Here is a 24,838-nt window from a genome sequence, read left to right as displayed (position 1 = left end):
GCGGTCGTGACAACCTCGATCTGGCGGTCGCGACGACGTTTTTTGAATCGGTCAGCCCTCCAGAGGCGGTCAGAAACCGGTCAGTCGTCCACGCGGGGCGTAGAAAAAGTCGCGGTCGGCCGCGCGGTCAGGTCGGCCGCGCGGTCAGGTCGGCCGCACGGCCAGGGCAGCCGCGAGTTAGTCGTCGTCGGTGGCCGACCGGCCGCCGGCTCGAACCGTGCGGGTCGCCGCCACGTCCTTCCGGTTCGCGTCGAACTCGGAGAGCACGTACACCAGACCGACGAGCGTGGCCACGCCGATCGGGAGCAGCACCAGCGGCGTGATCCGGGTGGCGCCCCACACCGTCAGCAGCGACGCGGCCACGATCAGCACCGTCGTGGCGTAATAGATCTGGGTGCGGACGTGATCGATGTGGTCGGCGCCGGTGAACGTCGACGAGAGGATCGTCGTGTCGGAGATGGGCGAGCAGTGGTCCCCGAAGATGGCGCCGCTGAACACGGTCCCGATCGCGACGGGGAGCAGCGCCGGCGTGGCGCCGCCGACGCTCCACGCCAGCGGGACCGCGATCGGCGTGACGATCGCCATCGTTCCCCACGAGGTGCCGGTCGAGAACGCGATGAACGCGGACGCCAGGAGCACGACGACGGGGAGCAGCGTCGGGGTCACGAAGTTCTCCGCGATGTTCGTGACGTAGATCCCCGTGCCGAGCGCGGTGGTGACCGTCCCGATCGTCCACGCCATCACGAGGATCGTGAGCGCGGTCAGCATCATTCCGAAGCCGTCGATCACGGTCTCCATCGCCTCGTCGAGGTTGGCGAGGCCGCTCCCGACGCCCATGACGAGCGCGACGGCGACCAGCGTGAACGTTCCCCACAGGAGCGCGTCGACGAACGCCGCGTTGCCGGCGATCTCGAACACCGACGCGCCGGGCTCCGAGGCCCCGAGCCCCGTGTAAGCCGCGCCGCCGACCACGACCGCCATCAGCGAGAGCGTCGGGACGGCGAAGTACCGGAGCTGCGGCGAGTCGGTGAGCACGTCTCCGAGGCTGTCTTCGGCGCTCTGCATCGGGATCGCCCCGTCCCGCAGGACCTTCCCCTCCGTCGCCGAGCGGTGTTCGGCGTCGAGCATCTCGCCGAAGTCGCGCCCGGTGAAGACGACGATCCCGACCATCACGACGGCGAACAGGCAGTACATGTTGAACGGGATGCTCTGTAAGAACAGCGCGAACGCGTTGGGGACATCGCCGGCCTCGACGGAGACGCCCGCGGCGCTGTACCCCTCGCGGATCATGCTCAGTTGGTACGCGACCCAACTCGAGATGCCGAACGTCGCGACGGGCGCGGCCGTCGAGTCGATGATGTACGCGAGTTTCTCGCGGGAGATCTGCACCTCGTCGGATATCTCTCGCATCGTGGTGCCGACGATCGCCGTGTTCGAGTAGTCGTCGAAGAACCAAAGCATACCGAAGATCCACGTCGCTCCGCCGACCTTCCGTTGGCTGTCGAGCCTGGCGGTGACCGTGTCGGCGATGGCGTTCGCCCCGCCGAGCCGCCAGATGAGCGCGACGCCGGCGCCGAGGAACAACACGATCAGTATGATCTTCGCGTTGAACGCGCTCTCACCGATCGAGGAGACGAGCCAGTCCAGCGTCTGCGTCACGCCGTGGCTCGTCGTGAAGATCACGCCGCCGGACCAGATCCCCAGGAACAGCGAGAGGACCGGCTTCCGCGTCACGATCGCGAGCACGATCGCTAGGAGCGGCGGCACCAGCGAGATGGCACCGAACGTCTCGGCGCCCGTCATGCGCCTCCCCCCGAGCGATCCGGTCCGGGCGAGGGAGACGACCGACCCTCGACGGACGATCGCGACCCCCGTCGCACGCGTTCCGGCGCGTTGACGCGGGGTTGCTCCGGCTTCGTCGGACCGATACGACGGTTGCGAGCCCTCGTCGAGAGCACCATGTTACTATGACCCACACCGGGGCGAAGGTTATAAATATATTGGAAATTTCACAATAAATATTATATAATGTGTGATATGATTCGGCTCCGTTCGACGTAGCGTCCGGTTCTCGGCCGACGACGCGCCTTTTAAACCGCTCAGTCGCCCATGGGCGCGTATGTTCGAAGACCGGCCGGACCGCGACGCCGAAGTCGTCCTCGTGGGGCGCTCGAACGTCGGCAAGTCCACGCTGATGCGCGAGCTGACGGGTCACGACTTCTCGACAGGCGGCAAGCCGGGAGTCACCCGTCAGCCGAACCACTTCGACTGGGCCAGCGAGGGGTTCATGTTCACCGACCTGCCCGGGTTCGGCTTCATGTCCGGGGTCGAGGAGGAGCACCGCGAGGCGATCAAGACGAACATCGTGCGCTACCTGGAGGAGAACGCCGACTCGATCCTCGCGGGCGTCGTGGTGATGGACGGGAAGGCCGCCGTCGACATCATCGACCGCCACGCCGAGCGCGGGAACATCCCCCACGACGTGGAGATGTACGGCTTCCTGGAGGACGTCGGCGTCGAGCCCATCGTCGCCGTCAACAAGACCGACAAGATCGACGACCTCGACGAGCGGCTCGACGAGATCTGCGACCGGCTGGGGCTGTACCCGCCGTGGCAGCAGTGGTCCGACCGGATCGCGCCGATCTGCGCGAAGCGCGGCGACGTCGAGGCGTTAGAGGAGTGTCTCCGGACGCGCTTCCACGAGCACAACCGCGACGACCTGCTGAAGTTCGTCTCGTAATCGGGCGGTTCGGGTAGGACCGTGAGTTCGGTTCGAGAGGTCGCGGGCGTTCGTTTATAAGTCGATACTGGTTGCTCGGCGGTGACCACCTCCAAAGCCCCAGCCACGAGGACTCGCGCGGCTCGCTGCGGTCCTCGACCGGTCGCTTCGCTCACAGTCTGCGGTCCTTGCGTCACCGTGCGTCGTCCTCGTGGCTGCCTCTTTGAGTCCCACCCCGCCCAGCACCGCACAGCCTCACGCCTCCCCAGCCTCGCGGCTCCCTACGGTCGCCGCGTCCCTCGCGCGTGCTCCTCGCGGCCTATCGGCCGCTCGGAGGCACGCGCCACCACAGTCGATTTATAAATAGTGCGTGTCGGTACCCCGGAGCTAACAGTCTTAGAACTCGAAGCCGACCGCGTCGCGGTCGGGCCGGATCGGGCTCTTCGGATACGGCGGCGACGCCTCGGGATCGTTGAACGGGCGGGGAGCCACGTCGTTCGGGGCGTCGGGGTAGAAGAGCGCGGCGAGCGTCTGGATCGCGATCCGCCCGCTGGCCAGTTCGAACTGGCCGCCGCTGTACGGGCGGATGCCCTCTCGTTCGCAGTACGCGATCGTCTCGAACAGCGATTCGAGGGTGCCGAACCGGGAGGGTTTGACGTTGCAGTAGCCGGGGTCGACCGGGAGCGATTCGAGGCTTTCGACGCCGTCGATCGGGTAGTCGAAGGAGAGCCGATCGGCCTGCGGCTCGACGAGGGGGCTGGTCTGCGGCGTGAACGCCGGGTCCTCGACGATCGCGGCGGGGAACGCGGCGAACACGTCGCGATAGAGCTCGGGGTCGGGCTCGGCGTCGACGTCGGTGCCCTCGTACCAGCCCTTGAGGTCGAGGATCCGGACGGCGTCCGTCTCCCTGAGCGTCACGAACGCCTCCTCCGGCCAGTCGGGGGTCGGGTCGAGCTTGAACTCCAACTCGTCGTCGAGTTCGAGCAGTTCCTCGACGCGGTCAGTCGTCGGCGGTTCGCCGAGCCGGGTAGAGACGACGAATCGGACCGGGTCCGGCTCGATCCCGAGGAACTCGCCGAGCGACTCGTCGCGCTGCCGGAGCGCCAGGTCGAGGGCAGCGCTCTCGACCGCCCACCGGCGGTAGTTCCGGAAGTACTCCCGCGTGGGGGGCTCGTGGGCGAACAGGTCCTCGTCGTCGAGGCGAGCGGAGAGCTCGTCGATCGTCCACTCGCCCTCGATGTCGATCGGGTCGGTCCCCACGAGGGCCGCGTGGTCCTCGGTCTCGTAGGTCACGTCCTCGCCCCGGCCGACGACGCCGTCGCCGGCGAGCCGGAACTCGGTCGTGGTGCGCTCGAACCCGCTGGTGGTCTCGCCGGTGTATCGGCGCCGGTCCACCGACTCGATCGTCACGGACAGCTCGGCGATCTCCTCGTAGGCGCTCATGAGTCGTCAGACGCCCTCGGAGGACTTAAATCAGGGACGCGGACCGTCGCCGTCGGGAGTCGCTGCGCCGCCGTCGCGTCCGTACCGCGCCCGGAGCGTCTCGACGTGCGTCCCGAGCGTCCAGAACAGCGGGATCACGGTGAGCGCGACCGCGCCGGCGGCCGCGACCTGCAGCACCGTGGTGGTGAACCACGGGGTGGCGTCGGCGTACGGCAGCGAGGTGTGGGTCACGCCGCCGGTGACGGGGACGAAGTAGTCCATCAGGAGGTCGACGGTGTACCACGCGGTCGCGACCGCGATCGCCTTCGGCGGGAAGTCCGTGATCCGGTGGAGCACGAACGCCTGCACCACCATCCCGAGGTGGCTCACGAGGAGGAACGCGTACAGCGGCGGCCCCGACGTCTCGACGAACCGCGGCGCGAAGACGACGAGCACGTACGGGGTCCACAGCCCGAGCTTGATGTTCCCGAAGAACGCGAGCGTCGCGAGGGTATCGCTCGACCGCCCGACGGCCCACGCCCCGAGCGCGAGTGCGATGAGCAGCGTCGCGCCCGGGCTGTCCGGGACGAACGCCCACATCTCGACGGGCACCTCTTGGAACTGGAATCGGTAGTACCAGAAGCCGAACGCGGTGCCGACGAGGTTGATCGCGACGATGACCCACGCGAACCGGAAGGCGACGTCCTCCAGCGCCTTCGGCAAGGGCGCGACCCACCGCGGCAGCGACTCGCGCTCCGGGGGGTCGCGTCCGAGCGCGCCGACGATATCCATACGCTCGGGTCGGACCCGTCGCTCAAAGCCGTGGCGGTCGCGGAACGCGAGCCCGGGCGGGGCCGTCGACCGGACGAAAAGGGCTATGAGTCCCCGGCCGGAACGCTCGTGGTATGCGCCCGCGCACGCTGCTCGCGCTGCTGCTCGTCGTCCCCCTCGTGGACGCGCTGTTCCTGATCGTGGTCGCGACGCGGCTCGGGTGGGCGGTCACGGTCGCGCTGGTCGTGTTGACCGCCGTGCTCGGCATGCTCCTCTTGCGCGCCGAGGGCCGGGCGACGCTCGCGCGCGTCCAACGCAAGCTGGCCCGCGGCGAACCGCCCACCGACGAGCTGCTCGACGGCGGCCTGCTGATCGCCGCCGGCGCGTTCCTGCTCACGCCCGGGCTCGTCACGGACGCGGTCGGCTTCCTGCTCGCGCTCCCGCTCTCCCGGGTCCCGATCCGGATGGCGCTCAAGAGGTACGTCGTGGTGCCGTACCTCGACAGCGAGACCGGCGGCTTCGCTTCCGGCAACGTGTACATCGGCGGGTTCCCCGGCGACGGGGACGGAGCCGGCGCCGGCGGCTTCACGATGGGGGGCGGGTTCGGCGGCGGCGACGTCTCCGGCGACGATCCCGACGACTTCCCCGGCGCGGGCGGCGCCGGCGGACGCGGCGGCAGCGGAAACGGCGGGAGCGACGACGGCGGCGACCGCTTCGACGACCCGGACCACGCCGACGACGTGGTCGACGTCGACTTCACGGTCGAAGACGAGGAGTCCGAGCGAACCGACTGACCGCGAGACGGTCGCGACGAGGGGCGTCGAAACCGCGAGACGGCGGGGGAGTGTCGAAAGGAAACCCTTAAAATCCTACCCGCGCAACCACTGAATGCGCTCACCTGGGCCAATAGCTCAGTCAGGTTGAGCGCTCGGCTGATAACCGGGAGGTCCACGGTTCAAATCCGTGTTGGCCCACCTACTGCGCGCGGTCTCCGACCGCGCGGGATTGGTGGGCTGGGACTCCCCAGCCACCCAATTTCGTCGTTCTAACTCTCCAGAGGTGTCGCTATCGATGTCAGTCGCTCGCCTCGGCTACTCGTCGGTCGTGCGATCGTCGACGCCTCTCTCAGTGGCCGCCTCGTAGCGACGCACCAGAGCGCCGACGTACCAGAACTTCAGTCCCATGGAGACCGCACCGGCGAGCGCCGTCCGCGCGGGCTCTTCGCGGGACGCGGCGAGGAACGCGTACGCCGTTATCGGGACGTTGAGGAGGTTGAGAAAGCCGGGGTACGAGAGGGTGAGAGTACCGTTCCCCCGTTCGGTCCACCAGCGTTCGGCGAGGACGACCCGGGTCATCCACGCGTCGTCGTCTTCGACGGGCGAGAACAGCACCGGGTTAATGACGGTGAAGACGACGGCGACGGCCGCGAGCCGCCCGTTCCGGTGATACACGGCCGCGAGGAGGGCGGGAAGTACGAGGACGCGGCTCCAGCCGCTCTTGGGGTTCGAGTGCCGTTTCCAGAAGGCGTCCCTGAGCGAGTCGATGCGAGGCATACGCGCAGAGTCGTCGGCGATCGATAAGTAGGTCCGCTCTCTCACGGGACCTCACGGACCGATCGCGGAGACCCGGGAGGTCCGATCGGAGAGAATCGCTCACTCCCCCGACCGAATCGCGCTCAGCGAGATCCGCTCGGGCGCCTCCGGAAGCAACCACGCCGGCACGACTCGCGTGAGCACGACCATCCCCGTCAGCTCGACGAGCGTCTGCGTCACGACGACGGCGGGCGCCAGCTCGTAGCCCGCGGGAAGCGCTAACGCGAGCGGGAGCACGACCAGCGAGTTCCGCGTGACGGACGTGAACGCGAGCGCCCGGCTCGCCCCGACGTCGAGCCCGACCAGCCCGGCCGCGACCCGCGCGAGGAGCGGCATGACCGCGAGGAAGGCGACGTACACGGGTACGACCGCCGCGATCTGCCCGATCGACTCGCTCACCCGCGGGAACTGCGAGGCGACGACGACGAACAGCGTCGCGCCCATCGCCGGCACGGGGAGCCACCCCATCGCCCCCTGCCACGACGCGCCGCGCCCGGACCGCTCCGCCCACGCCTCGGTGAGCCACGCCAGCGCCAGCGGCAGCGCGATGATCGTCAGGAACGCCTCGACGAACGGGCCCGCCTCGATGACCGCGGCGACCTCCCGCCCCATGAACAGCCAGAGGTACGCCGGCAGCAGCGCGAGCTGGACTAACATTAGCGCCGGCGTGATCGCCGTGATCCGCTCTGAGTCCCCGCCCGCCAGCTCCGTGAAGGTGATCACGTAGTCGATACACGGCGTCAGCAGCACCATGAACGCGCCGACGAGGATCGCGGGGTTCGCGGGGAGCGCCCGCGTCAGCACCCAGACGACGACGGGGACGACGAGGAAGTTGACCGCGAGCGCCGCCGCGAGGAACCGCCCGTCGGTGAACGCCCGCCGCAGCCGCACGAAGGGGATCTCGAGGAACGTCGCGTAGAGGAGGACGACCAGCACGGGGTCGATGAGCCGCTCGACGAGCGGCGCCGCGCTCGGTCGGCCGACGGCGACCGCCAGCGCGAGCGCGACGGCGACCGCGTAGACCGCGACCTGCCGGCGGCGCAACGCCCGTTTGAGATCCATTTGCCGGCCCTTCGAGGCTCGCGGACAAGCGGCCTTCGTTTCGGGTCGCATGTTCGGCGACGACCGGGAGATCGACCCGCCGACGGCGATGACCGAACACCGAGTTCCCGAAAAGATCGGCGCAGAGCGTCCGAGGCGCCACTATCTTTAACAGAGCGCGGAGTGTCATTGAGAGTGATTATGAAGAAGCTGATCAACGACCCGGACGACGTCGTCGACGAGATGCTCGACGGGATGACCGCGGCGTACCCGGACCGGCTCCGCCGGCTCCCGGACACGCAGGTGCTCGTCCGGGACGACGCGCCGGTCGACGGGAAGGTGGCGCTGGTGACGGGCGGCGGGAGCGGCCACGAGCCGACGCACGCGGGGTACGTCGGCGACGGCATGCTCGACGGGGCGGCCGCGGGCGACGTGTTCTCCTCGCCGACGGCCGACGAGTTCGAGGCGCTGATCGGCGCCTGCGACGCGGGCGACGGCGTCCTCGCGATCATCAAGAACTACGAGGGCGACGTGATGAACTTCGAGACCGCGATCGAGCTCGCCGAGATGGAGGGGGTCGAGGTCGAGAGCGTCGTGGTGAACGACGACGTCGCCGTCGAGGACTCGCTGTACACCTCCGGGCGCCGCGGGGTCTGCGGGACGATCCTCGTCCACAAGGCCGCGGGCGCGAAGGCCGCCGAGGGCGCCGACCTGTCCGAGGTCAAGCGCGTCGCGGAGAAGGTGATCGACAACGTCGGCACGATGGGCACCGCGCTCACCTCCTGCGTCACCCCGGAGAAGGGCGAGCCCACCTTCGACCTCGGCGACGACGAGATCGAGCTCGGCATCGGGATCCACGGCGAACCGGGCACCGAGCGCACCGAGCTGATGCCCGCCGACGAGATCACCGAGGCGCTGACGGAGGCGGTCCTCGACGACCTCGACCTCGACGACGGTCAGGAGGTGCTCACGATCGTCAACGGGATGGGCGGGACCCCGCAGATGGAGCTGTTCGTCGTCAACCGCCGGCTCCAGGAGCTGCTCGGCGAACGCGGCCTGGAGACGTGGGACGCGTGGGTCGGCGACTACATGACCTCGCTCGACATGGCGGGCGCGTCGGTCACCGTCTGCGCCGTCGACGACGAGCTGAAGGAGCTGTTCGGCGCGCCGGTAGACACCCCCGCGCTCACTCGGACCCAATGAGCGAGGAGGAAAACGGGGAGGCGGCGTCGGGGGCGACGAGCGACGGCGCCGCCGTCGTCGCAGCGGTCGAGGCGGTCGCCGACCGCATCGAGGCGGAGCGCGACCACCTCACCGAGCTCGACTCCGCCATCGGCGACGCCGACCACGGCGGAAACATGGCCCGCGGGTGGGCGGCCGCCGCCGAGGCCGCCCGCGACCTCGACGACCCCGATCCGCAGGCCGTCTGCAGGACGGTCGGGAAGACGCTCATGGCCGAGGTCGGCGGGGCCTCCGGCCCGCTGTTCGGCGGCTCGTTCGTGTTCGCGAGCGCCGAGCTCGACGACGGCGTCACCGCCGAGAGCGCCGTGGCGTTCGCCGAGACGTACCTGGAGAAGGTCGAGGACCGCGGCGACGCCCGGGTGGGCGACCAGACGGTGGTCGACGCGCTCACGCCCGCGGTCCACACGTTCAAGAAGTCGGTCGAGACGGACGACCTCCCGCCGCTCGAAGCGCTCGCGAAGGCGGTCGACGCGGCCGAGCGCGGCGTCGCGTTCACCGTTCCGATCCGGGCGCGGAAGGGGCGCGCCTCCTACCTCGGCTGGCGCTCGGTCGGCCACCAGGACCCCGGCGCGACGAGCGCGCTGTTCATCCTCGAAGAGCTGCTCTCCACCGCCGCCGACGCGCTCGACAGCGAGGTCCCCGACGTCGACGCGACCTCGCCGACGATCCCGGACGAGGCGCCCGAAGCGGCGGCGGGCGACGGAGGCGGCGACGCGCCGCCGGGGGACGGGGACTGATGGTCGGGCTCGTCGTCGTCTCTCACAGCGAGCGCGCGGCCGAGGGGATCGCCGAGGTGGCCGCCGAGATGGCCGGCGACACCCTGATCGAACCGGTCGGCGGCGACGGGCAGGGAGGAATCGGCACCGTCCCCGACGCGATCGAGGCCGCCATCGACGACGCCGACGACGGCGACGGGGTCGTCGTCCTCGTCGACCTGGGCAGCGCCGTGATGAACGCCGAGGTCGCCGTCGAGCTGAGCGACGCGGAGGCCGTCATCGCCGACGCGCCGGTGCTGGAGGGCGCCGTCAACGCGGCCGTCGCCGCCACCGACCCGTCCGCCACGCTCGACTCGGTACGGGAGCAGGCCGAGGCGGCCCGCGGGATGGAGAAGCTGTAACGCTCACTCCGCGTCGAGGCCGAGAACGTCCACTACCTCGCGCCGCGTCTCGCAGGCGAGCGCCTCCTCGGCGAGCGCGCTCGCTTCCGCCGAGTCGACCGCCCGGACCCGCTCTTTCACCGCCGGGACGGTCACCGCGCTCATGCTGAGCTCGTCGAGACCGAGCCCGACGAGCAGCTCCGCGAGCGCCGGGTCGCCCGCCATCTCGCCGCACATCCCGACCCACGCGTCGGTCCCCGCCGCAGCCGACGCCGTCCGGTCGATCGCCCGCAACACCGCCGGGTGGAGCGGGTCGTGGTAGTCGGCGACCCCGTCGTTCTCGCGGTCGGCCGCCATCACGTACTGGGTCAGGTCGTTCGTGCCGATACTGAGGAAGTCGAGGCGCTCGGCGAGCGCGTCGGCGAGGAGGACCGCGGCCGGCGTCTCGACCATCGCGCCCAGTTCGGGAACCGCGTGGTCGACCCCCTCTGCGTCGAGGTCGGCGGCGACCGACTCGACCGCCTCGACGGCCGCCTCGACCTCCTCGATCCGGGAGACGAGCGGGAACATCACGGCGAGCCGCTCGTCGTCCGCGGCACCCCCGCCGCCCTCGCTCGCGGCCGCCCGCAGGAGCGCCCTGAGCTGCGTCTCGAACAGGTCGCGGTGCTCGTCGAGCGAGAGCCGGATCCCGCGTCGACCGAGGAACGGATTCGTCTCGTCCGGCAGGTCGAGGTACGGAACCCGTTTGTCGCCGCCCACGTCGAGCGTCCGGACGACGACTCGGTCGTCGGGGAACGCCGAGAGCGCGGCGGCCACGGCCTCGTACTGCTCGTCCTCGGTCGGCGGCGAGTCGCGGTCGAGGAAGAGGAACTCCGTCCGGAACAGGCCGATCCCGTCGGCGCCGCGGTCGACCGCGGGGGGGAGCTCCGCCTCGTTCCCGACGTTCGCGGCCACCTCGATCGGTCGGCCGTCTGCGGTCGCGACGCGCTCGGTGATCGCATTCGTCTCGCCCCCGCCGACCTCGGCCCGCGTCTCCGCGTCGGGGTCGACGACGACCTGTCCGCCCGCCCCGTCGATCAGGAGGTCGGCGCCGTCTTCGACCTCGCGGAGGGATTCGCCGATGCCGACGACCGCCGGGATCGACAGCGAGCGCGCGATGATCGCCGCGTGCGCGGTCCGGCCGCCCGCGACGGTGGCGATCCCGGCGACCGCGTCGGGATCCAGCTCCGCGGTGTCGCTCGGCGTGAGTCGCTCGGCCAGTAGCACGGTGCCGTCCGGGAGGTCGCCGAGGTCGACGAGGGAGTCGGCGTCCAAGAGGGCGCGGAGCAGGCGGTCGCGGACGTCGCGCAGGTCGTCGGCGCGCTCGGCCATGGGCCCCTCCAGCCCCTCGAACTGTTCGATCGCGGCCGCGAACCGATCGTCGACGGCGCGTTCGGCCGGCGTCCCGCCGCCGATCGCGTCCTCGACGTCCCCCACGAGTTCCGGGTCGTCGAGGAACTGCTCGTGCGCGTCGAAGACGGCCGCCTCCTCCTCGCCGACGCGCTCCGCGGCCCGGTCGCGGGCGCGTTGGATCCCCTCGCGCGCCTCGTCGCGGGCGCTCTCGAACCGCGCCAGTTCGGCGTCCGCGTCGACCGCGGAGGGGTCCGGGAGCGTCAGGTCCGCCTCGGGCCGATACCAGCGAGCCGCGCCGACGCCCGACAGCGGCGTGCTCCCGACGCCGGTGAGCGTCCTCACGTCGGGTCACCGCCGTCGGCGTCGGCCTCGTCTCGGTCGCTCTCGCCGTCCGCCTCCTCGACTTCGCTCGTGAGGAGGTCGCATATCGCGTCGAGCGCGTCGGCCGCCTCCGCCCCCTCGGCGACGACGCGGACCGACTCGCCGTGGGCGACGTTCAGCCCGCTCACCGAGAGCATGCTGTCCGCGCGGACGAGCCCGTCGTCGCCGTCCTCGACGCGACCGATCGAGACATCGGCGTCGAACCCGTTCGCGGTCTGCACCAGCTTCGAGGCGGGCCGCGCGTGGAGGCCCGCCTCCGGCACCACCGTCACGGTACGTTCCATGGGAACGGGTAGGCGAGGCTCGTCCTTATAAGTGCGTTCGGCGATCGTCTCGCGGCGCGAGACCGCCCGAGTTCGCCCGGCGGAACCGACCGGATTCACTCGACGACGTCGACGACCTCGCCCGCGATCATCCGCGCGAGCACGACCCGGGGCACGTCGGCGCGCTCGTGAACGACCCGAGCGATCTCCCGCGCGGTCTCCTCGTCGGCGTCGTCGTCGACCGCGTTTATCAGGGGAATCGCCGTCGCGTCCGGCGGCACGTCCTTCAGCCCGCCCGCGTCGTGGGCGAGCACGCGCCCGACCAGTTCGGGGGTGATCTCGTCGCCGACCGCGGCGTCGGTGATCGCGGCCACGCGCTCCGGCCGGTGGACCGCCTCCGCGGTCAGCGGCTCGCCGACCGCCCCCACGCTCGCCACCGGCACGACGCGGTTCGCGCCCGGCGGGACCTGCGGCTCGCGCTCGTTCGGTGCCTTCAACAGCCGCGTTCGGGCGCCGTCCGCCTTCACCAACACTGGCCCGTCGTGCGCGGCAGAGATCTCGTCGACGACGGCGGGGTCGTACCCTCGATACCGGTCGTCGCGCTCGCGCTCCGGGACGAGTCCGAGGGGGAAGGCGCCCTCGGAGCCGCCGTCCGCCCCGTCCGTCCCGACCGCGTCGAGCGCGGCGACCGGGTCGTCGGTCACGCGGACCTCGGCGACCTCGCGGTCGAAGATCGGGATCCGCACCGTCGCCGTGAGCACCGCCCGGTCGAGCCGGTCGGCCAGCGCGTAGAGAGTGGTCTTCTTCCCGCCGGCGCCGACGAGACAGGTCGTTCCCGCGGCCGCCCCCAGCGCGTCGACGACGTCGTCCATGGCCGGCGGTACGGGCGCCCGGGGCGAAAGCGCGTCGGTCGCTGCGGGCGGACCGTCCGCGGCGGCGTGTGGTTTAATCCCGTCCGAGCGCGACGGTGGTCACGATGACCGTCCCGGACCGGATCCTCCGCGTCGACCTCTCCGCCGGCCGGGTGCGCAGCGAGCGCGTCCCGGCGGCGTGGCGCGAGCGGTACGTGGGGGGGAAGGGGCTCGGCGCGCGCTACCTCTACGAGACGGACCCCGGCGTCGACCCGGAAGCGCCGGCGAACCGGCTCGCGTTCCTCGTCGGCCCGCTGACGGGCCACCTCCCCGGCGAGCCGCGCTACGCGGCCGTCACGAAGTCGCCCCTCACCGGTGCGTTCCTCGACTCCTACGGCGGCGGATCGTTCGCGAGCCGGCTGGCGGGGTCGCTCGGGGACCACCTCGGTGTCGTGATCGAGGGCGCCGCGGACGACCCCGTCGCGCTCTCGATCGGCGGCGGCGAGGCGACGATCGAGCCCGCGGGCGACCTCGAGGGGCTCGACGCGGCCGAGACCGACGCGGCGTTTCCCGACGCCGCGGTCGCCTGCATCGGCCCCGCGGGCGAGGCCGGGGTGCGCTACGCGACGATCGCCTCCGACGGCGGCGACCACCACGCCGGCCGCGGCGGCGCGGGCGCCGTGATGGGATCGAAGCGCCTGAAGGCGGTCGTCGCCCGCGACCCGCCGCCGGAGACGCCGCCGGCGCTGCGCGACCTCCGCGACCGCGACGCGGAGCGGTTCGCCGACAGCGACGCGGGGCGGTGGCTCGCCGCGGGCGACACCCTCGAGACGGTCTCATTCGCCGACGAGACCGGCGTGCTCCCGACGCGCGGGTGGCAGGCGCGCCGGTTCGACGGGGCCGACAACCTCGGGGTCGAGCGCGCGAGCGAGCGCGCCGCGGGGCGCGAGCGCCCGGACGAACCGGTCCCCGGCGGGTTCCGGGTCCCAGCAGGTGGCGGCGAGGGCGCCGACGGGGATTCCGATCCCGACGAGACCGTCCCCCGCGGCGGCACCCCGATCGCGCTCGGGGCGGGGCTCGGGATCGACGACTTCGACGCCGCCGCGGCGCTCGGGGGCGTCTGCGACCGGCTGGGGGTCGACGTTATCTCCGCGGGCAACGCGGTCGCGTGGGCGGTCCGCGCGAGCGAGGCGGGGCTGATCGACCCCGCCGATCACGGCGTTGACCGGAGGCTCTCCTTCGGGGACGAGGCGGCGGCGCGGGCGCTGATCGAGGGGATCGCCTCGCGGGCGACGCCGCTCGGCGACGCCCTCGCCGACGGGGTCGAGGCCGCGGCCGACCGGTTCGGCGGCGCGGACCTCGTCCCGACGGTGAAGGGGATGGAGCTCGCCTCCTACGACCCTCGGGGCGCCGCGACGATGGCGCTCGCGTTCGCGACGAGCGACCGCGGCGGGTGTCACCGGCGCGCCCGCCCGGTCGAGACCGAGGCGGTGGCGGATCCGGGATGGGACCCCGACGAGCGCGCCGCGGCCGTCGCCGACGAGCAGGACCGCCGCGCCGCATTGTGGTGTCTCGTCGCCGACGACTTCCTCGCGGACGCCTTCGGCCCGGAGACCGCGGCCGAGTGGTTCGCGGCGCTCGGCGACGAGCGCGACCCCGAGGACCTCCGGCTGCTCGGCGAGCGCGTGTGGACGCTGGGGCGGCTGTTCAACCTCCGCGAGGGGTTCACGCGGGCCGACGACGCGCTCCCCGAGGCGCTGACGAGGGACACCGCGGGCGGACCGGGTCGCGAACGCGACGGGGATTCGGATGGCGGGCGCGACGGGCTCGACCCCGAGGCGTTCGAGGCCCTCCTCGATCGGTACTACGCGTACCGGGACTGGGACCGGGAGGGGCGGCCGACGGCGCGGCTGCTCGACCGGCTCGGACTGGGAGACCTACCGGACGCGGCGACGCCGGTCGGGGCGGCCGAGGACGTACCGGACCTCGGCGGCGACGGCGACCGCTGAAAAACGGCTCTCGCCGACTACGGCGCGGCCTGCTTCGTCGAGACCAGCTCGATCACGTCGCGGTGGTCGAGCTCGTGGCCGGTCCCGACCTGGCGCCCGCTCCGGCAGTCGGTGCCGTGGAGGAGCCCCTCGCCGATGTCCGAGTGGATGTGGAACGCGAAGTCCTCGGTCGTGGACCCCTCGGGCAGGAGGAAGCAGTCGCGGAAGACGCCCTTCTCGTCTTTGCTCCCGTTCGCGGTGCCGGGGAAGACCGCGATGCACCCGAGCACGTCGAAGACGGCCGCCTCCAGCGCGCCCTGCACGCCGGTCCCGTCGTAGTCGGCGACGAATTCGCCGATCCGGTCGAGGCCGGCCGCCTGCTCGCCGGAGACGTCGCCGACGACGTCGAACGCGCTGTCGCCGGGCGTGTAGTCGACGACGCCGGCCTCGTTCGCGTTCTTCAGCGCCTTCTCGGCGTGGGCGCTCGCGGGGACGAAAGAGAGGTGGTCGTAGTCGGGATCCGCCGTGATCTCCTCCCAGTTCGCCTGCGCCTCGGGCGTGTCCATCTTGTTGGCGGCGACGACCATCGGCTTCGTGCGCTTGCGGATCTCGCGGGCGAGCGACGCCTCGTCGGCGTCGTCCCACGTCTCGGGGTCGAGTTCGAGCCCCTCGGCGAGGATGACGCGTTTCATCCGATCCTTGTCGATGCCGAACGCGGACATCTGCTCGGCGAGCTCCCTCTCGATGGCGGCCTCGGAGCCGTGGTAGCGCGTCTCGAACTTCTCGAGCCCCTTGCGGAGCACGTCGAGGTACCACTCGTCGAGCTCCTCCTCGAGGAAGTCGATGTCCTCGCGGGGGTCGTGGCCCTCGGTCGTCTCGCCCTCGATGTCGGTCTTGCCGGAGAAGTCGACGACGTGGATCAGCACGTCGGTCTCGTTGAGGTCGGTGAGGAACTGGTTGCCGAGCCCGCGCCCCTCGTGGGCGCCGGGGACGAGCCCGGCGACGTCGACGAGCTTCACGGGGACGTAGCGGGTCCCGTCTCGGCAGACGCCGACGTTCGGCGTGCAGCTCTCGTCGAACTCGGGGGCGGCGCAGTCGACGCGGACGTACGCCTCTCCGACGGTCGGGTCGATCGTGGTGAACGGATACGCGCCCTCGGGCACGTCGTTCATCGTCGCGGCGTTGAAAAACGTCGACTTCCCCACGGAGGGCTTGCCGACGAGGCCGATCCGATAGCTCATTACCCGCAGTGCGCGACCCGCGCCCAAAAGCGATGCGAGACGCGACGTGGCGTGGTGGAGGCTAACGCGGTTCGTTCGCGGCCCGAGCGGTCCGCTCAGGCGTCGCCGTCGGACTGGCCGGGCTCGCCGACCGCCTCGATCGGCAGGACGTTCTGGAGCGCGGCGAAGGCGTCCTCGGGGCTCTCGAACCGCTCCTGATCGATCTCGGCGAGGAGCTCGCCGAGGTCGGCGTCGCCGTCGGCGAACAGCACGGTCGTCCCCGCGCACGACTCGGCGAGGTCGCTCCGGGCCGCCGGGAAGGAGTGATCCTCGAATTCGGCCTCGACGCGCGACAGGTTGATCTCGGTTGTCATGGACGGATCTCGCTTCGGAGCGCCTTAAGCGCGCGCCTCGGTGGGATCGCCGCCAAAGAACCGGCAAAGCCTGCAAAGAGTTATGCGGTCGCAGTTTCATGTTATATGTGAACAGATGTCACTTTACGACCGGATCCTGGTCCCGACCGACGGTTCGGCCGAGGGGGAGCGCGCGGTCGCGCACGCGCTGGACCTCGCCGCGGTCCACGGCGCGTCGGTCCACGCCGTCCACGCGATCGACACGGCGAGCTACGCGGGGATGCCGATGGAGGCCTCGTGGGAGGGGGTCGGCGACCTCCTCCGAGGCGACGCCGACGAGGCCGTGGACGCGGTCGAGGAGCTGGCCGACGGGACCGGCGTCGACGTGGAGACGGCGGTCGTCGAGGGGTCGCCCAGCCGCGAGATTATCCGGTACGCCGAGGGCAACGCCTGCGACCTCGTCGTGATGGGCACCCACGGCCGCGGCGGGATCGATCGGCTCCTGCTCGGGAGCGTGGCCGAGAAGGTCGTTCGCGGGTCCGCCGTCCCGGTCCTGACGGTTCGGCTCGACGGCGACGTCCCGGGCGAGCCGAGCGTCGCGGAGGCCGCCGGCGAGGACGCGACCGCGAGCGACGGGTCGACCGACGACGCCGAGTCGGGGGCGACCGGCCGGACGTGAGGCCGACGGGGGCGCGTCGGTCCCGACGTCCCGCCGCGGTCAGCCGTCGGCGTCGCGGAGGTGCTCGCAGTCCCCGGCGTGGACGCGCCGCGTCCCGTCGTCGGCGTCGATCACGAGCGCGCCCGGCGACTCCACGTCGACCGCGGTCCCGACGACGGGACCGTCGAGAGTCTCCACACGGACGCGCCGCCCGAGCGTGCTCGCCCGCTCGCGCCACGCCGCGAGGATCCGGTCGGAGCGGTCCGCGGTCTCCGCGAGCGCCGCGAACCGCTCGAGCAGCGTCGCCGCGAAGCGCCGCCTGTCGACGTCGCCGCCGGCCTCGGCGCGCAGCGAGGCCGCGTCCGCGGGGAGCGCCTCGGGGTCGAGGTTCGCGTTGACGCCGACGCCGACGACGAGCCACGACACTCGGTCGGCCTCGCCCTCCATCTCGGTGAGGATCCCGGCGAGCTTGCGACCGCCGCGTCCGGGGCGCTCGGCGGCGTCCCCGTCCCCTTTCTCGGTTCCCTCGTCGCCCCCGACGAGCACGTCGTTCGGCCACTTGATGTGCGCGTCGACGCCGACTTCGCGGCAGGCGTCGACCGTCGCGACCGCCGCGGCGAGGGTGAAAAGCGGCGCGCGTGCGGGCGGGACCGTCGGCCGCGTGACGAGCGAGAGCCAGACGCCGCCGCTCGGGGCGACCCACTCGCGGTCCAGCCGCCCCCGACCGCCGGTCTGCTCGTCGGCGACGACGGCGACGTCGGCGGCGCCCTCGCTCGCCAGCTCGCGAGCGCGGTCGTTCGTCGACGGGAGGCCGTCGTGGTACTCGACCGAGTACGGCGCGTCGAGCCCGAACTCGATCCCGGCCGCGCTGTATGCGGGGTCCGCGGGGGCGACGTATCCCTCCGGCGTCGACTCGACGGCGAACCCCTCCCCGCGGAGCGTTTCGACCGCCTTCCACACCGCCGCCCGCGAGACGCCGAGCTCCGCGGCGAGCGCCGGGCCCGAGACGGGGCCGTCCGCAAGGGCGTCGAGCAGCGCGCGACGCGTGTCCATGTCGACGCCGTCGGCGCGGCCGTGGAAAGCCGTTCCGGGTCGCCCGCGCGACGCGCCGTTGTCGCGTGCGAGGGATCCCGTGTCGCCCGTGAGAGACCCGCTCACCTATGGGTCCGCGGGCGTAATCACGGGTGTCGCATGACCGAGGCCGACGCCGAGACCGTTCCCCTGATCGTCGTCGACGGCGACGAGCGCACCGAGCTGGCGGTCGAGCCGGGACGGAACCTGCGGCGCGCCCTGCTCGACGCCGACCTGTCGCCGTACGCGGCCGCAACGCGGCGACTGAACTGCGGCGGGCGCGGACTGTGTGCCACTTGCGGCGTCCGGATCCGCGAGGGGCCGCCGCCGGACCACTGGCACGACCGCCTCGCGGCGCGCTTCGGCTACCCGCGGCTCTCCTGTCAGGTGGCCGTCGACGGGCCGATGACGGTCGAACTCGTCGACAAGCGCGTGTGGGGGCCACGGGAGCGCGACGGGAACGACTGACGCGAGGATGGCCGGGCCCCGCGTCGCGGTCGCTCGGCCCGGAGACACCTCGTTTCCGGTGAAAACGGCGGGGAGTTCGATGTCGTCGCGCGGCGCGCGAGGCGGCGAGGCGATCCGCCCGTGTGCACAAGACACAAGGCCTCACAGGCGAACGCTCCGGTATGCAACCCTCCAAGGAGGAAGAGGCGTCCGACGGCGACCCGATGGACGACCTCGACGACCTCCTCGACGACGACCTCGCCGGGAGAGAGTCGACGTCCTCGCCGGACCGCGGAGAGCCGGAGGCCGCGACGGGCGGGTCGTCCGGACGGGCGGTCGACGCGGGCGACGACGGCGGGCGCGTCGGAATGAGCGGCCGTTGGTTCTCCGGGAAGGCGTTCGCGCTCTCGCTCGCCGCGGTCGCGGCAGGCGTCTTCCTCGGCGGCGCGATCCCCCTCATCGGCGGGACGGTCGGCTCGGCCGGGGGCGTGTTCCTCGCGGCGTTCCTGATCGGGCTAGCGCTGTCCGCCCGGCGGTACGTCGAGATGGGGGTCGCGGGCGCCGCGGCGGGAGCGCTCGTCGCCGTGACGAACGTCCTGAACGTCGGCTTTCTCCCGATCGGCGTCGACTACCTCCAGCAGTGGGGGCTCTCCCTGCTCGCGATCGGAGGCGGGCTCGGGCTCGTCGTCGCGCTGCTCGGCCACTACCTCGGCCGCGACCTCCGCGCCGGCCTGACCGCGGACGTCGAGGGGTGAGCGGTCCGATCGCCGGAATTCCGGCGGTCGGGTGCGGACGGCCCCTACTTTCGCCCGGTCAGCGCGGGCCAGTGATACGCGTCGAACCCCACGTACGCGGCGATCTCCCGGCGTTCGAGCGCGAGGAAGCCGGCGAGGATCGCGACGAAGCCGACGATCGCCTCCCCCCCGATCAGGCTGCCGAACAGGACCCAGCTCCCGACCGCGGCGACCACGGGCTCGGCGTAACCGACGAGGTGGAGCTGCGCGGGACCGACCGCGTCGAGCAGCGCGAAGTAGATCAGGAAGGCGACGACGCCCGACAGCAGCGTGAGGTACGCGAGCGAGACGATCGCGGTTCGGTTCCACTCGATCGCCGCCGGCGACTCGCCGAACGCGGCGGCGCCGACGAACAGGAGCCCGGCGCCGAGCACCATCGCCCACCCCTGGAGGGCGGCGATCGGCAGGTCGGTCCGGAGCGGTCGGAGCAGCACCGCGCCGAGCGAGAAGGCGACGGCGCCGGCGAACGCGAGTCCGACGCCGAGCAGGGTGGAGCCGCCGACCCCGGCCGCCGTCGGGTCGGCGATCACGACCACGCCGAGGACCCCGAGCGCGAACCCGCCGATCTCGACGGGACCGAGCCGCTCGCTCGGGAGGAGCAGGGCGGCGAACACCGCGGTCAACACCGGCGCGAGGCTCACGACCACCGCGGTGACCGCCCCGGAGATGTAGAGCTCGCCGACGTACAACAGCCCGTGGTAGGCGGCGATCACGAACGTCGCCGCGACGCCGACGCCGAGCCACTCGTCGCGGCCGCTGGGGACCGTCCGACCGGACGTGACCGCGGCGACGCCCAGCACGATCGCCCCGGCGATCGCGTACCGAACGCCGGCGAACAGCAGCGGCGGGAAGTAGTGTAATCCCGCCTCGATGGCGACGAACGAGGTGCCCCACAGGGTCGCGAGGAGGACGAACGCGGCGACGATAGATTCCGAAGTGGAGAGGAGGTTCCGTAGCTTCATTGAGTACCAGTTCGAAGTTTCTCGTGATGTTTAAACTATTCTCCTAGATCCATCGATATCCAGAATGAACAATCACGCATACGAACTGAATGCAATGCGGTCCCGAAACGAGAGCGCTTCTTGGATTCGACTACAAGTGTATCGGTCGGAATATACAACAATCCCTCACGCGAAGGGGCCGTATGGACGAGCGCGACGTGCGGCTGTTGAAGGCCATCTCGGACCTCGGCACCGGAAGCCCCGAGCGGCTCCACGAGGAGACGGGGATTCCGGTGTCGACGATCCACTACCGGCTGAACAACCTCCGCGAGGACGGGGTGATCGAGAACGACCTGTACGACCTCGACCACGAGGCGCTCGGTCTCGGCGTCACCGTGATCGTCGAGGTGCTCGCGAGCTACGAGGGGTCGTACGAGGAGTTCGCGGAGGAGCTGCTCGCCGTCGAGGGCGTCACGGAGGCGTTCTTCACGATGGGAGAGACCGACTTCGTCGTGCTCGCGCGGCTCTCGTCGTCGGACACCGTCGAGCGCCTCATCAGCGACTTCGAGGCTATCCCCGAGGTCGAGCGCACGAACTCGACGTTCACCATCGCGACCCTCCGGGACGAGCCGCGCGCGCCGGCGACGTACGACCTCGACACGCTGATCGCGGAGCTGACGGACTGAGGAGAAGGCGATCTCACGCGTTGGCGACGGCATTTTAAAGGAGAACTGGGAGTTGCGACGATTACATATAATGGATGTGCGGTGGCGCGCGCCTCCGAGCGCCCGCAGGGCGCGAGGAGCGTCGTGCGAGGGACGCGGCGACCGAAGGGAGCCGCGAGGCTGGGGAGGCGTGAGGCTGCGGTTGTGGTGCGGGGTGGGACTCAAAGGGGCAGTCGCGAGGGCGAAGCCCGGCGACGGTAGCACCGCAGCGAGCACCGCGAGCGAGGAGCGTGGTTCGAGAGAGCAAAGCTCTCTCGTCATCACGAGACGCCGAAGGCGTCTCGAACGACACCGAGCCGCGCGAGTCCTCGCGGCTGGGGCTTTGGAAGAGTTCACCGTCGGTCCGGTGTCAACTACGTATCGCCGAGCGGCTGGGGCTTTCGAGATGGTTACTGCAACGCCAGTAGCAATAGCTTAAAAACGATCGTCGCACCACACGTCAATGTCTACGACCGCTTGCCGATCTCCTCGCGGAGCACGTCGGAGACGACCTCGCCGTCGGCCTTGCCGCGGAGCGCGCCCATGGCCTCGCCCATCAGCCCCGAGAAGGCGCCCATCCCCTCCGCCTCGATCTGGTCGGCGTTGCGCTCGACGACGTCGACGACCGCATCGCGCACCTCGGCCTCGCTCACCCCGGAGAGCCCGGCCTCCTCGACCGCTTCTTCGGCCGTGAGCTCCGGATCCTCGGCGAGCGTCGTCAGCACCTCGGGAACGCCCTCCTTCGCGAGGTCGCCGCCCTCGACGAGAGCGAACAGGTCGAGGAAGTGCTCGTCGGTCAGGTCCTCGACGGGCGCTCCCTCGCGGCGGATCTCCGTCGTCGTCGACTCCAGCGTCGACGCCGCGAAGGTGGGGTCGACGCCGCGGTCAACCGCGGTCTCGAACAGCGGGAAGCGCCGCCCGAACGCGACCTGCTCGGCGAGCCCCCGATCGAGGCCGAACGCCTCGACGTAACGGTCGGTCTTCTCGTCTAAGAGCTCGGGCCGGTCCACGTCCGACGGGTCGGGCTCGACCGGCGGCACGTCGGTCTCGGGGTACATCCGCGCGGCGCCGGGCAGCGGGCGGAGGTACCGCGTGGTCCCGTCCTCGTTGGCGCCGCGGGTCTCCTCGGGGACGCCCTCGATCGCGGCGACGGCGCGGTCGGCGGCGGCCTCGATCGCGAGGTCGGCCGTCTCCGGGTCGGCGGCGACGATGGCGACCGCGTCCTCGGGGCCGGCGCCGACCGCCTCGCGGAGGGCGTCGACCTCCTCGTCCGTGACGCCGTACGCCGGCAGCTCGTCGGTGTGGAAGATGCCGCCCGCGCCGTGGCGCTTCGCGTGGTCGGAGAGCTCGGTGCCGAGCCGGCGGTCGGGCTGGAGCTCGCGGCCGACGAGCCCGTCGAAGCCGAAGAGGGGGACCGCCGTCACCTTCCCGCCCGCGTCGAGCGCGCCCCGGATGACGCCCGACTCCGTGTCGGCGAAGACGTCGGTCGCGTCCGCGACGTCGCCGACGCTCGCGTCGCGCTCGCGGAGCTCGTCGCGGATCGCGAGCAGCTCCGCCTGGCGACCGACCTCGCCGCGGACGATGTCCTCGATCCCCTGCAGGTCCTGGACGCCCTTCACCTCGACGCGGGCGCCCTCGGCGATGGAGACGTTCACGTCCTGCCGGATCGTGCCGAGCCCGCGCTTGACCGCGCCGGTCGACCGGAGCAGCATGCCGATGCGCTCGGCGGCCTCGCGGGCGCCCTCGGGGGTCCGGATGTCCGGCCCGGTGCCGATCTCGACGAGGGGGACCCCCAGCCTGTCGAGCGAGTAGACGACGCCGTCGTCCGTCTCCTCGACGCGCTTGGCCGACTCCTCCTCAAGCATGAGGTCGACGACGGACACGCGCCCCTCGCTCGTCTCGATCTCTCCCTCCTGGCCGAGGAGGATCGAGCGCTGGAAGCCGGAGGTGTTCGAGCCGTCGATGACGAGCTTCCGCATCACGTGCGCCTGGTCGACCACCGAGACGTCGAGCAGGTCGGCGATCTGCAGGGCGACCGACAGAGCCTCGTCGTCGACGCGGCGTGGCGGTTCGTCGTCCTCCTCAACGAGGCAGGTGGTGTCGTACGCGAGGTAGGTGAACTCGCGGTCGACGCGGCTCTCTTCCATCGCGGCGTCGTCGAGTTCGCCGAGCTCGCTCTTCGTCGGGTGGAGCCGGCGGGTGATCTCCCGCTCGGCGTCGGCGGGGTCGCGCTCGGTCGTCGGAGAGTCGCAGAACAGCTTCGTCTCCGTGTCGAGCTGCTGGTGGATCTCCAGCCCGGCGACGAGCCCCAGCTCCTCGTGGTCGTACTCGGGGGTCGCGTCCTCGCTCATTACGCGTACCTCCGGCAGGCCGGGACTAAAAGGGTGGCAGTTCGGGCGAGCGGTGGGCGGAGCGGTGGTGGCTGAATCGGATCGGTAACGCCGAGATGATATTTAAATAAGCGTGACCGACTGCGACGATCAGTAAAAAAAAGGCGGTGGCGCGCGCCTCCGAGCGCCCATCGGGCGCGAGGAGCGCGTGCGAGGGACGCCGCGAACGCCCGAAGGGCGTGAGCGGCGAGGCTGGGGAGGTGTGAGGTGCGGTTACTGTGCGGTGTGGGGCGGGACTCAAAGGGGCAGTCGCGAGGACGAAGCACACCGACGCAAGGACCGCAGGGAGCAAACGGTGTGAGCGACTGAGGACCGTGGTTCGAGAGAGCGGAGCTCTCTCGTCATCACGAGACGCCGAAGGCGTCTCGAACGACAGCGAGGTGCGCGAGTCGTCGCGACTGGGGCTTTGGAGGAGGTCACCGCAGGCTCATCACTCACATATAAACAGCCGACGGCAACACCTCGATCCGACTGATAACCGACCACGCTCACGGAGTAATACACCGCCGCCGGCGAAACAGAGACGAAGCCGTCGCTCGAATCGTAGCGGTCGGTCGGAATTGTGCGTGGGTGCTGTCGTAGAGACAACACCGTGCATCGGTGTGGCGGGTGTGCCGCCGAGCGATGCGTGGGACCGGATTTGAACCGGCGGACCTCTACAGGACAGCGCCCTCAACGCTGCGCCGTTGGCCTGGCTTGGCTACCCACGCTCGCGGTGTTCTGTCGCGTTCTCACGTACCCTTCCCCCAATTAAAAGCCCTTCCATTCGGCAGTGCCGTGTCGGGGAGTGACACCGGGCGACGGGGCGAGCCGCGTCGCGGTTCCGATCGAGCACGTCACTGGTCGGACGCACCGGAACCGGCACGCGTTTGGGGGAGGCGACCCTCGAATTCGCCATGTCCGAGTGGGCCCGCGAGAACGTCCCGCTTTTGACCGCGCTCTGCTCCGCCGCCGCGCTCGCCGTGGTGTTCGGCGCCGTCGGCGGCGCGATCCCGAGCGCTCTCCTGCCCCGCGCGAGCGACGCCGTCCTCGCCGCCATCCCGCACTTCAACGCCGCCGTCTCGGCGACGGCCATCGTCACCATCGTCCTCGGCTGGCGGGCCATCGCGCGCGGCGACGTGCGCCGACACCGCGCGCTCATGCTGACGTCGTTCGGCCTGTTCACGGCCTTCCTCGGCGCCTACCTCTACCGGCTGATCCACGTCGGCACGACCGAGTTCCCCGGCCCCGAGGTCGTCTACACCTACCTCTACCTCCCGTTCCTCGCGATTCACATCCTGCTCGCGATCCTGTGTCTCCCCTTCGTCTTCCACGCCCTCCTGCTCGCCGCGACCCGACCGTACGAGGAGCTGTACCACACCCGACACGCGCAGGTCGGCCTCGTCGCCGCCGTCCTCTGGCTGGTCTCCTTCGCGATGGGGATCGGCGTGTACGCCATGCTGTACCACGCGTTCTGAGGCGGCCGCCGAGGGTTGAAGCCGCCACAGCCCGTACGAATCGGC

24 protein-coding genes and 2 tRNA genes are annotated in these 24,838 nt (G+C 71.1%); 12 read left to right on the top strand and 14 right to left on the bottom strand.

Going from position 1 to position 24,838, the window contains the following annotated elements; all coding sequences use genetic code 11:
* Positions 1–177: 177 nt before the first annotated feature.
* Entirely contained in the window at positions 178–1,803 is a 1,626-nt protein-coding gene (locus B4V04_RS01870; RefSeq protein ID WP_498228671.1) for a Na+/H+ antiporter NhaC family protein, read from the bottom strand.
* Positions 1,804–2,119: 316 nt separating this feature from the next.
* Here B4V04_RS01870 and engB point away from each other — a divergent pair, with 316 nt between their 5' ends.
* Positions 2,120–2,740, top strand: a complete 621-nt coding sequence (gene engB / locus B4V04_RS01865; protein ID WP_498228669.1) for a GTP-binding protein EngB — start codon at positions 2,120–2,122, stop codon at positions 2,738–2,740.
* Between the two features lie 375 nt (positions 2,741–3,115).
* Here the strand turns inward: engB and B4V04_RS01860 are convergent, their stop codons facing one another.
* Both B4V04_RS01860 and B4V04_RS01855 read right to left on the bottom strand, forming a co-directional pair.
* A complete protein-coding gene (locus B4V04_RS01860; protein WP_498228667.1) occupies positions 3,116–4,162 on the bottom strand; it encodes a hypothetical protein in 1,047 nt (348 codons plus the stop codon).
* A gap of 30 nt (positions 4,163–4,192) precedes the next feature.
* Positions 4,193–4,933: a DUF1405 domain-containing protein gene (locus tag B4V04_RS01855; RefSeq protein WP_498228665.1), complete on the bottom strand. Its 741-nt coding sequence runs from the start codon at positions 4,931–4,933 to the stop codon at positions 4,193–4,195.
* A 113-nt stretch (positions 4,934–5,046) separates the two neighbouring features.
* Here B4V04_RS01855 and B4V04_RS01850 point away from each other — a divergent pair, with 113 nt between their 5' ends.
* Both B4V04_RS01850 and B4V04_RS01845 read left to right on the top strand, forming a co-directional pair.
* Positions 5,047–5,706 carry an FxsA family protein gene (locus B4V04_RS01850; protein ID WP_498228663.1) on the top strand — a complete coding sequence of 220 codons (660 nt, stop codon included), beginning with the start codon at positions 5,047–5,049 and terminating at the stop codon, positions 5,704–5,706.
* Positions 5,707–5,812: 106 nt separating this feature from the next.
* A tRNA-Ile gene (locus B4V04_RS01845) sits at positions 5,813–5,886 on the top strand.
* Positions 5,887–6,003: 117 nt separating this feature from the next.
* Here B4V04_RS01845 and B4V04_RS01840 read toward each other — a convergent pair.
* On the bottom strand, positions 6,004–6,465 hold the full coding sequence (locus B4V04_RS01840) for a DUF6653 family protein (RefSeq protein WP_144798610.1): 462 nt from the start codon (positions 6,463–6,465) through the stop codon (positions 6,004–6,006).
* Positions 6,466–6,564: 99 nt separating this feature from the next.
* Positions 6,565–7,566, bottom strand: a complete 1,002-nt coding sequence (locus tag B4V04_RS01835) for an arsenic resistance protein (protein WP_498228661.1) — start codon at positions 7,564–7,566, stop codon at positions 6,565–6,567.
* 180 nt (positions 7,567–7,746) lie between these two features.
* Between B4V04_RS01835 and dhaK the strand changes: the two genes are divergently transcribed.
* The 3 genes from dhaK to dhaM are packed head-to-tail and all read left to right on the top strand — an operon-like array spanning position 7,747 to position 9,904.
* Complete coding sequence (gene dhaK, locus B4V04_RS01830; protein WP_498228659.1) at positions 7,747–8,748, top strand: dihydroxyacetone kinase subunit DhaK; 1,002 nt, start codon at positions 7,747–7,749, stop codon at positions 8,746–8,748.
* Positions 8,745–9,524 carry a dihydroxyacetone kinase subunit DhaL gene (gene dhaL / locus B4V04_RS01825; protein ID WP_498228657.1) on the top strand — a complete coding sequence of 260 codons (780 nt, stop codon included), beginning with the start codon at positions 8,745–8,747 and terminating at the stop codon, positions 9,522–9,524. Before dhaK ends, dhaL begins: the two co-directional genes overlap by 4 nt.
* Positions 9,524–9,904, top strand: coding sequence for a dihydroxyacetone kinase phosphoryl donor subunit DhaM (gene dhaM, locus B4V04_RS01820; RefSeq protein WP_498228655.1), 381 nt, complete (start codon positions 9,524–9,526; stop codon positions 9,902–9,904). The genes dhaL and dhaM overlap by 1 nt, the downstream gene beginning before the upstream one ends.
* Positions 9,905–9,907: 3 nt before the next feature.
* Here the strand turns inward: dhaM and ptsP are convergent, their stop codons facing one another.
* The 3 genes from ptsP to yqeC form a co-directional block, all read right to left on the bottom strand.
* On the bottom strand, positions 9,908–11,617 hold the full coding sequence (gene ptsP, locus B4V04_RS01815; protein WP_498228653.1) for a phosphoenolpyruvate--protein phosphotransferase: 1,710 nt from the start codon (positions 11,615–11,617) through the stop codon (positions 9,908–9,910).
* Complete coding sequence (locus B4V04_RS01810) at positions 11,614–11,940, bottom strand: HPr family phosphocarrier protein (RefSeq protein ID WP_498228651.1); 327 nt, start codon at positions 11,938–11,940, stop codon at positions 11,614–11,616. Before B4V04_RS01810 ends, ptsP begins: the two co-directional genes overlap by 4 nt.
* 95 nt (positions 11,941–12,035) lie before the next feature.
* Positions 12,036–12,791 (bottom strand): selenium cofactor biosynthesis protein YqeC, encoded by a 756-nt coding sequence (gene yqeC / locus B4V04_RS01805; RefSeq protein WP_498228649.1) that lies wholly within the window; start codon positions 12,789–12,791, stop codon positions 12,036–12,038.
* 104 nt (positions 12,792–12,895) lie between these two features.
* Here yqeC and B4V04_RS01800 point away from each other — a divergent pair, with 104 nt between their 5' ends.
* Entirely contained in the window at positions 12,896–14,779 is a 1,884-nt protein-coding gene (locus tag B4V04_RS01800) for an aldehyde ferredoxin oxidoreductase family protein (protein WP_498228647.1), read from the top strand.
* Between the two features lie 17 nt (positions 14,780–14,796).
* Here B4V04_RS01800 and B4V04_RS01795 read toward each other — a convergent pair whose 3' ends face one another.
* Together B4V04_RS01795 and B4V04_RS01790 are read right to left on the bottom strand one after the other, a co-directional pair.
* Positions 14,797–15,999 carry a redox-regulated ATPase YchF gene (locus B4V04_RS01795; RefSeq protein ID WP_498228645.1) on the bottom strand — a complete coding sequence of 401 codons (1,203 nt, stop codon included), beginning with the start codon at positions 15,997–15,999 and terminating at the stop codon, positions 14,797–14,799.
* Between the two features lie 95 nt (positions 16,000–16,094).
* Positions 16,095–16,352: a DUF5789 family protein gene (locus B4V04_RS01790; RefSeq protein ID WP_498228643.1), complete on the bottom strand. Its 258-nt coding sequence runs from the start codon at positions 16,350–16,352 to the stop codon at positions 16,095–16,097.
* Between the two features lie 115 nt (positions 16,353–16,467).
* Here B4V04_RS01790 and B4V04_RS01785 point away from each other — a divergent pair, with 115 nt between their 5' ends.
* Positions 16,468–17,010, top strand: coding sequence for a universal stress protein (locus B4V04_RS01785; protein WP_498228642.1), 543 nt, complete (start codon positions 16,468–16,470; stop codon positions 17,008–17,010).
* Positions 17,011–17,049: 39 nt separating this feature from the next.
* On the opposite strand, the gene B4V04_RS01780 is transcribed toward B4V04_RS01785, so the two are convergent.
* Entirely contained in the window at positions 17,050–18,042 is a 993-nt protein-coding gene (locus B4V04_RS01780) for a biotin--[acetyl-CoA-carboxylase] ligase (RefSeq protein WP_498228641.1), read from the bottom strand.
* A 138-nt stretch (positions 18,043–18,180) separates the two neighbouring features.
* Here B4V04_RS01780 and B4V04_RS01775 point away from each other — a divergent pair, with 138 nt between their 5' ends.
* Positions 18,181–18,528: a 2Fe-2S iron-sulfur cluster-binding protein gene (locus B4V04_RS01775; RefSeq protein ID WP_498228639.1), complete on the top strand. Its 348-nt coding sequence runs from the start codon at positions 18,181–18,183 to the stop codon at positions 18,526–18,528.
* A 161-nt stretch (positions 18,529–18,689) separates the two neighbouring features.
* Complete coding sequence (locus tag B4V04_RS01770) at positions 18,690–19,262, top strand: DUF8526 domain-containing protein (protein WP_498228637.1); 573 nt, start codon at positions 18,690–18,692, stop codon at positions 19,260–19,262.
* Positions 19,263–19,306: 44 nt separating this feature from the next.
* Here the strand turns inward: B4V04_RS01770 and B4V04_RS01765 are convergent, their stop codons facing one another.
* On the bottom strand, positions 19,307–20,263 hold the full coding sequence (locus tag B4V04_RS01765) for a DMT family transporter (protein ID WP_498228635.1): 957 nt from the start codon (positions 20,261–20,263) through the stop codon (positions 19,307–19,309).
* A 182-nt stretch (positions 20,264–20,445) separates the two neighbouring features.
* Here B4V04_RS01765 and B4V04_RS01760 point away from each other — a divergent pair, with 182 nt between their 5' ends.
* Complete coding sequence (locus B4V04_RS01760; protein WP_498228633.1) at positions 20,446–20,928, top strand: Lrp/AsnC family transcriptional regulator; 483 nt, start codon at positions 20,446–20,448, stop codon at positions 20,926–20,928.
* Between the two features lie 485 nt (positions 20,929–21,413).
* Here B4V04_RS01760 and gatE read toward each other — a convergent pair whose 3' ends face one another.
* Positions 21,414–23,297, bottom strand: coding sequence for a Glu-tRNA(Gln) amidotransferase subunit GatE (gene gatE, locus B4V04_RS01755; RefSeq protein WP_498228631.1), 1,884 nt, complete (start codon positions 23,295–23,297; stop codon positions 21,414–21,416).
* Between the two features lie 664 nt (positions 23,298–23,961).
* Positions 23,962–24,046: transfer RNA gene (locus tag B4V04_RS01750), tRNA-Leu, on the bottom strand.
* Between the two features lie 186 nt (positions 24,047–24,232).
* On the opposite strand from B4V04_RS01750, the gene B4V04_RS01745 reads away from it, so the two are divergent.
* Entirely contained in the window at positions 24,233–24,793 is a 561-nt protein-coding gene (locus tag B4V04_RS01745) for a DUF420 domain-containing protein (protein WP_498228630.1), read from the top strand.
* The last annotated feature ends 45 nt before the right edge of the window (positions 24,794–24,838 follow it).

Source organism: Halorubrum sp. B52, from assembly GCF_059752555.1.
This window is presented reverse-complemented; position numbering and strand designations above follow the sequence as displayed.